Origin of the sequence: Acetobacter indonesiensis, from assembly GCF_000963945.1 — a bacterium.
Lineage (GTDB): Bacteria > Pseudomonadota > Alphaproteobacteria > Acetobacterales > Acetobacteraceae > Acetobacter > Acetobacter indonesiensis.
Map to the genome: position 1 here is coordinate 79,175 of NZ_BAMW01000050.1, position 13,615 is coordinate 92,789.

14 protein-coding genes are annotated in these 13,615 nt (G+C 52.0%); 6 read left to right on the top strand and 8 right to left on the bottom strand.

The window, feature by feature from the left end; all coding sequences use genetic code 11:
• Nucleotides 1-10: 10 nt before the first annotated feature.
• The gene (locus tag Abin_RS12045; protein WP_048847235.1) at nucleotides 11-358 is read left to right on the top strand and encodes a DUF3147 family protein; all 348 of its coding nucleotides are present in this window, start codon (nucleotides 11-13) and stop codon (nucleotides 356-358) included.
• Between the two features lie 73 nt (nucleotides 359-431).
• Here Abin_RS12045 and Abin_RS12050 read toward each other — a convergent pair whose 3' ends face one another.
• From Abin_RS12050 to Abin_RS12060, 3 genes are all read right to left on the bottom strand, one after another.
• Nucleotides 432-992 (bottom strand): YceI family protein, encoded by a 561-nt coding sequence (locus tag Abin_RS12050; RefSeq protein WP_048847237.1) that lies wholly within the window; start codon nucleotides 990-992, stop codon nucleotides 432-434.
• Between the two features lie 168 nt (nucleotides 993-1,160).
• Nucleotides 1,161-1,592 carry a CHRD domain-containing protein gene (locus tag Abin_RS12055; RefSeq protein ID WP_048847239.1) on the bottom strand — a complete coding sequence of 144 codons (432 nt, stop codon included), beginning with the start codon at nucleotides 1,590-1,592 and terminating at the stop codon, nucleotides 1,161-1,163.
• Nucleotides 1,593-1,717: 125 nt separating this feature from the next.
• Entirely contained in the window at nucleotides 1,718-1,906 is a 189-nt protein-coding gene (locus tag Abin_RS12060) for a hypothetical protein (protein WP_143217035.1), read from the bottom strand.
• 174 nt (nucleotides 1,907-2,080) lie between these two features.
• Here Abin_RS12060 and Abin_RS12065 point away from each other — a divergent pair, with 174 nt between their 5' ends.
• A complete protein-coding gene (locus Abin_RS12065) occupies nucleotides 2,081-2,554 on the top strand; it encodes a nuclear transport factor 2 family protein (protein ID WP_048847244.1) in 474 nt (157 codons plus the stop codon).
• A gap of 405 nt (nucleotides 2,555-2,959) precedes the next feature.
• Here Abin_RS12065 and Abin_RS12070 read toward each other — a convergent pair whose 3' ends face one another.
• Nucleotides 2,960-3,796, bottom strand: a complete 837-nt coding sequence (locus Abin_RS12070) for an META domain-containing protein (RefSeq protein ID WP_084593615.1) — start codon at nucleotides 3,794-3,796, stop codon at nucleotides 2,960-2,962.
• 334 nt (nucleotides 3,797-4,130) lie between these two features.
• Complete coding sequence (locus Abin_RS12075) at nucleotides 4,131-4,778, bottom strand: flavin reductase family protein (protein WP_048847349.1); 648 nt, start codon at nucleotides 4,776-4,778, stop codon at nucleotides 4,131-4,133.
• A gap of 390 nt (nucleotides 4,779-5,168) precedes the next feature.
• Between Abin_RS12075 and Abin_RS12080 the strand changes: the two genes are divergently transcribed.
• Together Abin_RS12080 and acuI are read left to right on the top strand one after the other, a co-directional pair.
• Nucleotides 5,169-6,461, top strand: coding sequence for a restriction endonuclease (locus tag Abin_RS12080; protein WP_143217186.1), 1,293 nt, complete (start codon nucleotides 5,169-5,171; stop codon nucleotides 6,459-6,461).
• A gap of 163 nt (nucleotides 6,462-6,624) precedes the next feature.
• On the top strand, nucleotides 6,625-7,611 hold the full coding sequence (acuI, locus tag Abin_RS12085; protein ID WP_048847248.1) for an acrylyl-CoA reductase (NADPH): 987 nt from the start codon (nucleotides 6,625-6,627) through the stop codon (nucleotides 7,609-7,611).
• An 80-nt stretch (nucleotides 7,612-7,691) separates the two neighbouring features.
• Here the strand turns inward: acuI and Abin_RS12090 are convergent, their stop codons facing one another.
• Nucleotides 7,692-8,423, bottom strand: a complete 732-nt coding sequence (locus Abin_RS12090; RefSeq protein WP_048847250.1) for an SDR family NAD(P)-dependent oxidoreductase — start codon at nucleotides 8,421-8,423, stop codon at nucleotides 7,692-7,694.
• A gap of 38 nt (nucleotides 8,424-8,461) precedes the next feature.
• Nucleotides 8,462-9,373: an N-acetyl-gamma-glutamyl-phosphate reductase gene (gene argC / locus Abin_RS12095; RefSeq protein WP_048847253.1), complete on the bottom strand. Its 912-nt coding sequence runs from the start codon at nucleotides 9,371-9,373 to the stop codon at nucleotides 8,462-8,464.
• A 254-nt stretch (nucleotides 9,374-9,627) separates the two neighbouring features.
• Between argC and mazG the strand changes: the two genes are divergently transcribed.
• Nucleotides 9,628-10,545 carry a nucleoside triphosphate pyrophosphohydrolase gene (mazG, locus tag Abin_RS12100; protein WP_371862215.1) on the top strand — a complete coding sequence of 306 codons (918 nt, stop codon included), beginning with the start codon at nucleotides 9,628-9,630 and terminating at the stop codon, nucleotides 10,543-10,545.
• 379 nt (nucleotides 10,546-10,924) lie between these two features.
• A complete protein-coding gene (locus Abin_RS12105) occupies nucleotides 10,925-12,136 on the top strand; it encodes a cation:proton antiporter (protein WP_048847255.1) in 1,212 nt (403 codons plus the stop codon).
• A gap of 92 nt (nucleotides 12,137-12,228) precedes the next feature.
• On the opposite strand, the gene gabT is transcribed toward Abin_RS12105, so the two are convergent.
• Entirely contained in the window at nucleotides 12,229-13,509 is a 1,281-nt protein-coding gene (gabT, locus tag Abin_RS12110; RefSeq protein WP_048847256.1) for a 4-aminobutyrate--2-oxoglutarate transaminase, read from the bottom strand.
• Nucleotides 13,510-13,615: the final 106 nt, after the last annotated feature.

The window sequence follows — 13,615 nt, forward strand, 5'->3', positions numbered from 1 at the left end:
AGCCGGCAGAATGTTTTTCTGGCTGAAAGCCATCCTGTCCGGTTTTCTTATTGCCGCAGTCTCTTCTTTAGCGCGGCGTTATCCAGCGTTCGGCGCACTGGTTGCGTCGCTGCCGCTTATTTCCGTAATGGGTATGATCTGGTTGTGGCAGGAAACAAAAGACCCTGTCCGTATGGCAGCCCATGCGAACGCAACTTTCTGGTACGTGCTACCGTCGTTGCCAATGTTCCTGCTTATTCCGTTGGCTCTCAAGAACGGTGTGCCATTTTATGCTGCGTTGTTCGCAGGGTGCATGGTTACGGCTGGGCTTTATTTCCTAACTGTCTGGGTCGCAGCGCGCTTCGGGGTTACGTTGTAGGCTTAGCCTTTTAGAAATAAACATAAACGACTCATATTTTTGGCAAGACCAGCGATGCAGAATAACCGCTAAATTATGAACCGAGGGTTATAATCGTTTCTGTTTTGACCATCGGGTCAACGGAATGGAGTAAAGTGCTTAAGCCCCATTGCCGTTGGTCAAATTCGGCGGAACTGGCGATGCTTGTCAGGGTATTTTTTGTAAAGCGCATTTGCACGGAAAATGTCAGTGGGTGTGTTTGTCCGCGCATGGTCAGTTTGCCCACAAGCTGGGTATGAAGTGCACCATTGGTAATTTTCGGTACGCAATTACCAACGTAATGCATGGTTGGATGACTGTCGCTGTCCAGCATTAGCCCGGACAGCATGACACTGCGTAAAACAGAACTGCCAACTTTTAACGTGTCCACATTCATGGTCAGATCAACGTGGCATGTCTGCGCTTCCAGATCATAAGCCAGAGAACCACTCACCGTCTCAAATCGTCCGTCAATGTCTGTCAGGGCCGAACGTGCGTGCAGCAGAGCCTGCGTGTTGGCTGGTGTCAGTTTCAAATGTTGTGTCGTAGCCTGTGCAGGGAGAATGCAGGCACTCACTGTAAGAGCACTTGTAAGCAGAACACCCGTCAGTCGCATTGTTTTTAATACTTCCCTGTAATTGATAAAAAGACAAACGGCTGATCCATCCAGGTGGTTTCGTCACCTTTCTGGGGTCAGCCGCTATGCAAATTTACATAAAATAGAAATACGGGCTGCTTCCGATGCAAGCGGTCAAACCGTTTGCCTGTTCAAAAGGTAGGCACGCTATTTTGTCAATTGTGCTCGCGCTTCCCCTTTTGGGTAAGCTTGCGTATGCAGATTGACGTAGAGCTTGCCATTTTCAAGCATGTCTTCCTGATCTTTATTCAGGGAAACACTGCCAGTTAACGGGCTTTTATAAGGCCCTTTAATGGTAATGACGGGCGCAGCACCCTCACCGGGGCCAGCGGGGCCATGAAAATGTGCCGCGTTAAGGCCGCCACTCAATCCACTCCATGTGATCGTGTAGCGGAGCACGTGGGCTGCCGGATAAAACAACGCGTCCACCCGTCCATCCGGCTTTGTTGTGGCCGAGTGTTCGGCGGCAAATGTTCCTGCAAAGCGCTCGCTTCGTTCAGCATAAGCCGGCAGTGTTGTTATCAGGCCTGCACTCAACAGCAGGGCTGCACCTAATACAGATTTACGCTGCAATCCCATCACTGCGTTTTCCTCCGTCTTGACAGGCCTGTATTGGTAGGCCTGAAGAAAACCCTCTTTCATTGCATTCTAAAACAACGCAATGAATCATGGCTCAGTAACGCAGTGGCAGGTTTGGCGTTCCCTTATTCGAAGTCGCGCAGAATGCCTTCTTCATCAACAGGGCGCATGGGCGTGCGTTGAAAATGGACACGGGGCTGAATAGTCGCGGCCCGCATTTTCTGCTGAATCGTTTTCAGCCACCGTTCTGTGGCGGCGTCATGCAGGGAACGTCCCTGCTCGTTTTCCAGTGTAGGGCAAGGAGAATAGGCCATGCTCATGCTCGCACAAAAAGGAGGGTCTGCTTCTCTGTAAGCGTTCAGGTCGTTCTCAGGTGTGACGATTTTTTGAAATCTGATTGCCCTGTTGTGCGTTTCATAACGGTGGCAAGGTTGTTCTAGGTCAAACGCTGGCATCCGCAGCCATGCAGAAAGAAAAGAGCGCACAGCATGTCAGATATTCGCCCGCCGTTACCACCTTTTACTGCCGAAACAGCCGCGCAGAAAGTGCGTGCTGCTGAAGATGTCTGGAACAGCAGAGACCCAGCACGGGTGGCGCTGGCCTATACCCCGCAGAGCGTATGGCGAAACCGGCATGAATTCATACAAGGTCGTACAGAAATAGAAGCCTTCCTCATCCGCAAGTGGGAGCAGGAGCACGAATACCGGCTGATCAAGGAACTCTGGGCGTACACCCATGCGCGTCTGGCCGTGCGTTTCGCGTACGAATGGCACACTGCTGAAGGTCAATGGTTTCGGTCTTACGGTAATGAAAACTGGGATTTTGACTCACAAGGCCTTATGCAGGCCCGCCATGCCAGTATTAATGATGTGCCAATAGAAGAAAGCCAACGTCTGTTTCATTGGGACCGGTCTGCCCCACGTCCTGCCGAACATCCCGGATTATCCGCATTGGGACTGTAACTTACGGTGTGTAGGTCGCTGTTTTGTCACTTCATCAGGGTAGAAAGTGCTAAGGATGAAGACCGGGAAGGCAGATAAGGAACTTTTGGTCCAAGTGATCAGAACTGAGTAATTGCCTATTCTCTCGAAAAACTTACGACATGATCTGGAGAGTGGCACGGGATGGGCTACTCCATAGCGATCCTTATCGTTCCTGTCGCTGCTGTCGATGTGTCTCTAGTTGCTGATAGGCATTTAATGGAAAGCAGACTTAATCCCTTAAAGAGCACACTTCAAATATAGAAGTTTTCTGCAAGGATAAGATTAAAGACCGGTTTTACGAGGCTGTCTGAGTGTGATTAAAAATAGGAGATAAAAGACGTTAGGGGCTACAAAACGCCGCCCCTAACTGCATTTTACAAGAACTTAAAAAACCTGACGCAAACGGATGGTGCGTTTATCATCTGTTTCAAGAACCAGTGTTGTGCCATCCATGTGCCACTGCGTGGCGGCCTGCTTTAAGTTCTTGAATTTGTTAGCCATATCATCATGCACACCGGGGCATGCCATCAGGGTGCTCAAGCCGCCTTCCTTGGTTGGTTTGACGTCACCTTTCGTGCCAAAAACCAAACCACCGACATAACGGTTGCAGCCGTCTGAACCAGACACTTTGCCGGTGGCATTAATGTCGAGTGTCGGGGCCATCATCGGGCCGCTGCTGTCATGCGCGGGTTGATCGGTCGTGCGGTCCTTCTCTGTAGGCGGACGGTGGCCATCTGCCAGATTTTGTCCGTTAAGAGCAATGACAACCCAGCGTGTATCATTCAGGCTGGAAAGTCCCTGTGCGTCACCGCCGCAACCCTGCATTGTCTGGCCCTGTGCCGTTACGGAAACACTTTCTGCAAAGGTGCGACCTGTCATGGAATCTGAACAGGATTTTGGCTCTACGACAACTTTTAAATCTTGAGCATCATAAATCCGTTGGCCAGAAAGGCCTTGAGCATGTGTAACAGCCCGAACCAGCTTTGCTTTTCCTGGCTGTTCAAGCGTCAAAGTATTCTGCGCGAGTGTCAGGTGCCAGAATGGTTCATTCCCTGACGCTTGATACACAGATCCCGCTGCATGAGAGGCTGCAACAGGCCGCCCTTCCTGCGTCATAGCACACCCTGCCAGAGTAGCTGATAAGCTGAGTGTTACGCCTAAGAAAGCAAAGCGCGATAGAGGGAAGGCAGGTCGGCCAGAAGGGCGTTGAAAATTGTGCATAAAGTGCGTCCTAATCGTAAGTCTCTCTATTAACGCAAGTATGCAGCAGAAGTTACCGGTTGTTTAGGTATTGTTCAAAACTTTTGAATCAGAGAAATCATAGACTTAAAAGTATAATATCAGCCACTTTCTATCTTTTCCGAGCTTAAATCCCACATTTGTTCCCTTGAATATGCACTAAAAAAGGTATAAGAACATAAAAGGAACATCGTGCCAATCAACGCAATTAAGCAAATTATATGGTTCAAGCCTAAGGCTGTCTTTGTGACTGGTTTTATAGGAGGAGGTTAAGGAGGTGGTTTTTAAAGTAAAGAGTTTTTTCTTCGCTTGAGGATTAGTCAGATGAGGGCAGAATGCCTTCTAAGGAGCTTGGGCGCAGGAGGGTAAAAACGGCATCGGGTTGTATTTCGACATAATCTCCAGGGCCGCCTGCTCGTAGAACTGTTCGGGCGGCAAGCGGTTGATAGATACTCGCCTGTACCATTTTCCTGTGAATATGCACTCGCACAACCTCTCCTAAAACAAGCCATGTGGAGATCTGATCACCGTGGTGATTTTGTAATTGGATACATTGCGTCAATCGGCATTCAAACTGTACCGGGCTGTCGGCCACCCGTGGGGGTCTAACAGTTTCGGAAGGCAGGGTTTGTAGGTTTGCAGCATCGAATTCATTGATCTCGGAGGGAAAGGGTGCGCATGAAATATTCATGGCTTCCACAAGTTCGCGCGTTACGAGGTTCCAGACAAATTCGCCTGTTTCCTGAATGTTACGCACGGTATCTTTCCACCCAATGGAAGCAAAACCGATAATTGGCGGCTTATAATTGAAGGCATTGAAAAAGCTGTATGGTGCCAGATTGACTGAACCGCTGGAACTGATGCTTGAAATCCATCCTATGGGACGCGGGCCAATGATTGCGTTGAATGGATCATGCAGAAGACCGTTAGGGTCACCGGGGCTGTAGGTGTGGAAATCGGTCATGATATCTGCCTGTAACAAGAACACTGAATGAGAGCGGAAACGGTTACCCATCCTAATGTGAATAAGGCTACGTAGGGAAACGATTTTTCAAATATTCTATTTTAAAAAGAAACGAATATAGAGTGCTGTTTCCATTATGAGCGGTTTTGGTGTGACGTGCAAAATGGGCAAACTGACACTCGCAAAAGACAAAGTATCGAGAGGGTTAAAGAGGGAAATGGTAAGAAAATTCTATTTTACAAAGGGTTAGACTATTTTCTGATTTGATTTTTCTGGCATATGCAGCAAAATGATAGAGCATTTACCCGATTCTGTTCCCTACCTGTTCACACACATTTTTGTGTATGAACAGGGCGCGGAGCGAGGGCAGGAAAAAAGGAAAGTTTTTACGTGAAGGTCCGATACATCGTCATTATGTTTGCAATCTTGACGATGCCAGTGCAAGCAGAAACAGTTTATCGGATACCGGCACACGGTGTGGGGTGTACAACGCCGGGTGCATCTATAGCGGCGAACAACGCTTTCCGTCATGGGCAGCAGAGGCCGGACCTGCAAAACACATTTGATTGCCGCACAGTCGATACCGTAGGAAAATGGACTGTTATTGCTGAAGGTGATGATACCCTGCTGCTGCGGAAAACACCCCCGACACCAGGCTTGCCACCACTCTATTTTCCGAAAAATAGTGTGGTGGCAACTGATGAAAATGCGTCTGTTCCTTCTACCGACAAACAGGCCGGAACTGAGGAAACTGAAGCAGAACATAAAACTATGACTGCCAGCCGCAATTTGGTGTTGGCGGACGTGCGGCAAAAAAATCAGGTTGCTGATCAGGTCAAGCCTGTTGATATGGCGCATTTCGCTAAAAATATTGAAAACACGCTCAACGCAGATGTGGTTTCGTTTTTCCATAAACTTTCCCATATTTTGGAAAATACAGGAATTATAAAGTTACTCGGCTGGCTTTTAGGGCTGGGTCTGTTGTTGAAACTTGTGACTGCTTATCGGCGCAGGCGCGCCTTTAGGCGCACAGTGCAGTTAGGTAAAAAACTGATCGATAAACTGGCGGACCGTCTTCAGATCAGGCGGAAGCAGCTTGTTTATCAAAATGCTTATGGCACGACCATTTATGACAAATGGAACCGTGAAAAATCTGAGTTCATGCAGCGGGAAATGTATTCTCACCTGGTCGAGCACCGATGTGAGCATTATTTTGAACAGGCATCTCCAGAAATTTTGACCTATCTGGATTTGATTGCTTTTCAGGAACCACGCAAACTGCCTGAAAAAATCAGTTCGCCAGATCACTATGCACCGGGCATGGACCCGTTCGATTACGAACGTTATTGCGCCAAACTGTTGCGTAAAGAGGGGTGGGAAGCATTGGTCACGTCCGAATGTGGGGACCAAGGGGCCGATGTTATTGCCAGCAAAAATGGCCTGCGTGTTGTCTTGCAGTGTAAGCTTTATTCAAAAGCGGTAGGAAATGATGCTGTACAACAGGTGGCGGCAGCGCGGCATCATTATTCGGCTCGTTTGGCGGCGGTTGTCTCAAATGCGCCCTACACCATTCCGGCCCAACAACTGGCCCGTACGAACAAGGTTTTTCTACTTCACCATGACGAATTGCCAGATTTTGTTCGTCGGTTGGAAAAATCGGCCCGGTCTTATTTAAGAGGCTAATTCTTACGTCCTTCTACGGTCGGTAATCGGGAGCGTGGGGCGATCAGGGTGTTGGGGCGCAATGGTGAAAACGCGTCACCATTACGTGTTTTGCATTTGATGGGGGGATTGTTTCTGATGCTTTCCCAAATCTCCAGCCATCAGAATATAAGAAAGAAAAAGCATGTTCGATGCCTACCTGATCGAGAAAAATGACGGCGGGAGCCAGTCTGTCCGGCAGTGCCAACTGGAAGAGAAAGACCTGCCTGCGGGTGATGTGACGGTCCGGGTTGAGTGGTCCACCCTGAACTATAAAGATGCGCTGGCGATTACAGGGAAGGGGCCCATTGTCCGCTCTTATCCAATGGTGCCCGGTATCGATTTTGCGGGAACAGTTGAGGCGTCTTCTCACCCCGATATCAAGGTAGGGGAAAAGGTTGTTCTCAATGGGTATGGAGTAGGAGAAAAGCACTGGGGCGGTCTGGCAGGGCGCGCCCGTGTTTCAGGCGACTGGCTGGTTCCTTTGCCCTCAGCATTTACAGCGCGTCAGGCTATGGCACTCGGCACGGCTGGGTATACCGCCATGCTATGTGTGCAGGCATTACAGAAGCAGGGTGTAACACCCAAAAGCGGAGAAGTGCTGGTCACAGGTGCATCGGGCGGGGTGGGCAGTGTAGCTGTCATGCTGCTGTCCAAACTGGGTTATGCCGTGACGGCGGTGACGGGCCGCATGGAAGAAAAACCCTATCTGGAAAGCCTTGGCGCTAAAGAGGTTATGCCGCGTCAGTTTTTTGATAGCCTGACACGTCCGCTTGAAAAAGCACGCTGGGCTGGGGCGGTAGATGTTGCTGGTGGCAAAATGCTGGCTTCGGTGTGTGCGTCCATGCTGCCTTATGGCGTTGTGACAGCGTGCGGTCTTGCTGCGGGTATGGATTTCCCGGCAACTGTTGCCCCATTTATTTTACGCGGTGTGACATTGGTTGGCATTGAGAGTGTCAATTGCCCAAAGGCCGAGCGTCTTTCTGCGTGGCAGCAACTTGCGGAACTGATAGACCAGAAACAACTGGAAGACGTGACGTCTGAAATTGCTTTCGGCAATGTCATTCAGGCGGCAGAAGATCTTTTGGCTGGCAAAGTCCGTGGCCGGGTTGTTGTAAAAGTCTCTGGCTAACGGAAAACGCCATCCCCCCCTTATGGGATGGATGGCGCTGAGCAGGGAAACTTAAAGGGTCGTCCCCCTGAGAGGCTGAATTAGGCTTCCAGGCCACCATCAACCGGCAGAGCCGCACCCGTGATGTAGCCCGCTTTCGGGCTGGCCAGGAATGACACCATGCTGGCGATATCCTGCACCGTCCCGTAAGCCCCTGTTGCCACGAAGCTGCTGATCAGCTTTGCGCCTTCGCCGGTGGCGGGGTTCAGGTCTGTATCAATCGGGCCGGGTTCAACCACGTTTACGGTAATGCCTTTCGGGCCTAGATCCCGTGCGACACCTTGGGCAAAGCCACGCAGGGCCGCTTTGGTCGCGGCATAAAGTGAAATGCCGGGGAAGGGCGCGCGCGCGCCAAAAGCCGAGCCGATGAAAATCAGGCGGCCACCTGTTTTCATGTGCTTTACGGCTTCAGATGTTTCCACCATTACGGCGCGGACGTTCAGGTTCAGAACCTGTTCAATCTGCTCCACGCTCATCTGATCGATGGGACCATAGGGATAGATACCGGCATTACAGACCAAGGTATCCAGCCGTCCGAATTCCTTTACGGTTTCTGCAATGACGGCCTTGTTGCCCTCAACAGAGGCCCCGTCGGCTTTTACAGTCAGGGCTTTGCGGCCAAGTGCACGCACTTTGTCAGCTGTTTCTTCTGCTGCCTGGGCATTGCGTGCGTAAGACAGCACAATATCAAAACCATCTTTTGCAAGCTGTTCTACAATAGCTGCGCCAATACCACGGCTTCCGCCGGTTACTATGGCAACTGGGTTTGTCATGTCAGTCTCCTAAAATACGTTACAGTCGTTTTAGCGTTTTAAAGTCCCAGCATCAGAGCAATGTTCTGTAGCGCTGCGCCTGATGCCCCTTTCCCCAGATTATCCAGCCGGGCCGTTAGTACTGCCTGCCTGTTGTGGGGGGAAGCATGAACCCGCAATTCCATTTTATCACTTCCGGCCAGAGCTTCGGCTGAAAGGGTGGCGTCGTGGGGTAGCACATGCACATTAGCCTGCCCCGCATAGCGTGTTGTCAGCGCTGTGTGCAGGTCTCCCCCCGTCACGCCTCCGTTAAGATCATCCAGATGAAGGGGGATGGAGACAATCATGCCCTGTGCAAAATGCCCAACGGACGGGACGAAAACCGGCCTGCGGTCCAACCCTGCGTGGAGATGGATTTCCGGAACATGTTTGTGTTCCAGCCCTAATCCATAAAGTTCAAATGCCGGGCCACCATCACGCTCATGCGCTTCAATCATGGTGCGGCCACCACCGCTATAACCGCTGACAGCGTTGATGCAGACAGGATAGCGGGCATCCATAATCCCGGCTTCAATCAACGGGCGTAGCAGCGCAATAGCACCGGTAGGGTAGCAACCGGGGTTTGAAACACGGGGCGCACCCGCAATGGCTGCTGTCTGGGCCGCTGATAGTTCAGGAAAGCCATACACCCAGCCTGGGGCTGTGCGGAACGCGGTGCTGGCGTCAAGAATACGCGGAGCCTTTGCCCCCAGCGTATCGGCCATTTCCACAGCGTCACGCGAGGCCGCATCAGGCAGGCAAAGCACCACCAGGTCAGCGACTGCCATGGCGTCTTTACGGGCGGCAGGATCTTTACGGTAGGCAGGATCAATGGAGTGCAGTGTAACCGGCAATGCAGACAGACGGTCACGAATGCCCAGGCCGGTGGTGCCAGCTTCACCATCGATAAAAATAACGGGGTGCTGTGTCATACCTTACTCTCCTGCGGCAGGGGCGGCCTCTGCTGGCTACGGGCTTCTTGGGGGCGAGTGTTCGTCCATGTTTTACCGCATATAGGGGGGAATGGCCTACCCATGAAAGGGGGCGTTTTCAAAAACCTGATCCCTATAGGTCTGGCTTGTCACACGCTATATGGGGCGTGATGATGAAACGGATGTCGGTAGGGCTTCGGGTGTCGAAAGGTTAGAAGGGGCAGTTTATGGGCAAACAGCAGAAGGGCACACAGATGGACGCACAGCAAAAGACGTCTCTGCATGACAAGGATGCATCGCCGGTACAGCCGCAGGCAGACGCCACGGCAAAAACAGATGCGGCGTATGAAGTGACCCGACTGGCTGCCCTGATGGCCCGCTTGCGCGACCCGAACGGAGGATGCCCGTGGGATCTTGAGCAGACCAACGAAACCATCGCCCCCTACGCCATTGAGGAAGCCTACGAGGTTCTGGATGCCATTACCCGTAAAGACTGGCAGGCTTTCCCGGACGAACTGGGCGATTTGCTGTTGCAGGTGGTGTATCAGGCCCAACTGGCACAGGAAGCCGGACAGTTTGATCTGGCAACCGTCGCCAGAATGGTGACAGAGAAAATGATTCGCCGTCACCCGCATGTAACCTTCGGGCCGGATATTGTGGGTGAGACGGCAGATAACACCGCCGATGCTCTTGGCGTTTCAGCCACTACGGTGCTGGGACAGTGGGAAAAACTGAAAGAGAAAGAGCGCCAAAATGCTCTTGGTGCAGGGAAACGGGCTGGGGCTCTTGCGGGGGTGCCTCCGCAATTACCCGCTCTTCTTCGAGCATCCAAAATTGCAGGACGTGCTGCCCGTGTAGGGTTTGACTGGCCAGATGTTGAAGGCGTCGTGGCCAAGGTTCATGAAGAAATGAACGAATTTGCTGTGGAAATGGCCACAGGGGATAAGGCCCGGATGCAGGATGAACTGGGCGATGTCCTGTTCTCGCTCGCCAGCCTTGCGCGTCGCTTAAAGTTGGACCCAGAAGCCTGTCTTCGTCAGGCTTGCGATAAATTTACCCGGCGCTTTGAAGCGGTTGAAGCTCACTTGGCGTCAGAAGGCCTATCCATGCAGGACCAGCCAGTAGAGAAGCTGGATGACATCTGGAAGCAGGTTAAAAAAGAGCAGGGGTAAGACTAATCGACTACCTGCGCTTTACTCTGCTCCTTGCAAAGGAGGCCGCCTTTACCATTCGTGGGTAAAGGATGTGCCCCAAGCATTCTCTGCGAGCGTGCTTCTGTGAGCCTGAACGTGGGGTGCTGCTTTCAGGTGGAGAGGGTGTTGTCTCTGTGGTGGCATTGGGCTGGAGTGGCACCAAAGCTTGGTCAAGCATGAAACGGAAACATTTCAACGGTTTCTGAATGAATTTTGGCATCAAGAGAGGCTGAAATCACCATAATTTCACGAATAAAATGGTATAAAATTATATAAATTTAGTATTTCTTGTAATTTTCTATAATGTATGGTAAAAGACTGATAATATATTTTTATTAATCCGGAATGAGGAGTGATAATGGAAAAAATAATATCTCTTTTTGCGGATTTTGGTGTTTTTGTTCTTTTTCCTTGGGCTGTTTGGCATGTAACGCGCAAAATATTACCAATAGCGGTTCTGCCTATACTTTTGGGTATTCTTCTGGCGGTCTGGCATGTGCCGGTTGAACACTGGGGCATCCCATCCGTTTACGGCAACGATATCGGTTGGGTTGCCGTGCTGGTACTGGCGTTTACCGCCGGGCTGGAGATGTGGCAGCACCCCGGTGAGGAATATGGGAAAAACGCTATCTCCACCCCTACGCTTGGGCGTTTGCTGGGTGGGGCAGCGGTGGCTTTGGGCGGACCCTTTCTTATCGGGTCGGTCATTGTTTATTACTTTTTTCTGCCGCTTCATGGGTGGCAGGCTCCCCAAGTATCACCCGGAATAGCCGCTGTTTCTCTGGGGCTATGTATTGCTGTCAGTGCGCTGCCAGTTTTGATTGGCGTTGTGCGTGAACTTGAACCACAGCATCGGTCCCTTGGCCAACTAGCTTTGAAACTGGCTGTAGTAGATGATGCGGCCTTGTGGATTGGCCTTGCCATCTTGCAGTTTGCGGCCCGTGGTGCTGCGGCCCTTCATGGGTGGACGGGGCTGGAATTTCTGGCGGTACTGCTGTTGGTGGGCTTAGCGGTCGCGGGTGGCTGGGCGTCCCGTCATTACAAGCATCCGTCGCTTTTTGTCATCTGGCTGGCTGTGCCGGTTTATCTGGCCGCCGGGTCGTGGGCCAGTATGCAGCTTGGGCTGCATGAACTGATTGGGGCCTACTTTGCGGGTGCTATTATGCCGCCCAGCTGGGTGCGCCGTCTGCCTGTAGAAAAAGTCGGTACGTTCTCGCTCATCTGGCTGGCACCGATGTTCTTTGGGCATAGTGGCCTGAAAATTGATGGTGATGCCCTGACATGGCCATCTGTTGTGGCGTCTCTGGCATTGGTGGGCATTTCCATCGTGACCAAAATGGGGGCAGTTTATGTCTTTCCACCCGCATCTGGGCTGACCCAGCGCCAGAAATTGAGTGTTGGCGCGCTGTTGCAGTGCAAGGGTCTGATGGAAATTGTGGCTGCCACCATTCTGCATGGGCAAGGCATGATTTCCGAATTTGCTTTTGCGTCCCTCATGGTTCTGGCCGTTATTTCTACGTCTCTGACTGGCCCTATGTTCCGCCTTTTCTCTGGTCGGGTTGCGCGCTAGGGCGGGGCGTATCAGCAAAAGGTTACGACCATGCAAAAGGGGGCTCTTGTTACAGAGCCCCCCTTTTTTAAACCATCAATGGATAATTCGGTTCAGGCCAGTTCAGCCAGAACCTGTTCGATAATATCGAGCCCTTCATCCACAATTGCATCAGACGCCGTCAGGGGGGTGAGGATACGGATAGTTGCTCCTTTCACACCACAGGACAGCAGTATAAGGCCTTTTTCGCAGGCTTTGGCGCAGACGGCTGAGGCAAAACCGGCACGCTGTTCCGTGCTGCCATGCCCGTCAAGAATATCAAACGCAATCATGGCACCCAGCCCACGCGGCGCACTGATGGGCAGTAGATCCTTACGGTTCTGCCATGTGCTGATGCGTGCCTTGAGTCGTTCTCCCATGCTGTTGGCGCGGTCTATCAGTTTTTCTTCTTCAATGACGTCCAGAACAGCGAGTGCAGCCGCACAGGCCAGCGGTGCGCCCGCATAGGTACCACCCAAACCACCCGGCGGCACGGAATCCATCAGGTCTGCACGGCCAATAACCCCAGACAGCGGCATGCCGCCCCCCAGAGATTTGGCAACAGAGACCAGATCAGGTTCAACGCCTGAATGTTCGATGCCGAACATCTTTCCTGTGCGCGCAAAACCAGTCTGCACTTCGTCAGCAATCAGCTTGATGCCGTGCTGGTCACAAATGGCGCGCAACTGCTTCAGCAGTTCGGTCGGGGCCGTGCGGAAGCCGCCTTCACCCTGCACGGGTTCAATAATGATAGCAGCAACCTGTTCCGGCCCGATGTCCGATGCAAACAGGAAGTTCAGCATTTTCAGGCTGTCTTCAACTGTTACGTCGGCATCTGGGAAGGGCAGATGGTACACCTGACCGGGGAGTGTGCCGAAGGGCGCTTTGTAAGGCAGCACCTTGCCCGTCATGGCAGAAGCCAGAAGGGTGCGGCCGTGAAACCCACCACAAAAGGCAATTACGCCGTTGCGGCCAGTGGCCGCGCGAGCAATTTTGACGGCGTTTTCAGTGGCTTCTCCCCCAGTGGAGAAGAAAATTGTTTTGGCCGGGCCAGAAAACGGGGCCAGCGCATTCAGTTTTTCTGCCAGTTCAATGTAGGATTCATAGGCTGACACCTGAAACGCGGTGTGTGTGAAGCGTTCAAGTTGTGCTTTGACTGTCGCCATGACTTTTGGGTGCCGGTGGCCTACGTTCAGCACAGCAATCCCGCCTGCAAAATCAACATACCGGCGGCCTTCTACATCCCACAACTCGGCGTTTTCTGCCCGGTCAGCAAAAACGGGTGTGGCTGTGGCAACACCGCGCGGAACAGCATTGGCGCGGCGGGTAAGAAGATCCTGATTGGTGGTGCTCATGCCCGGAAGGCTCCTGAAGAAAGAATGCGGCAGAGATCGGAATGTGTCCGATCGGATCGTTCCTGTGTCGTAAGTGATTCCGTGCCTTCAGGGGAGGCGATTTTTT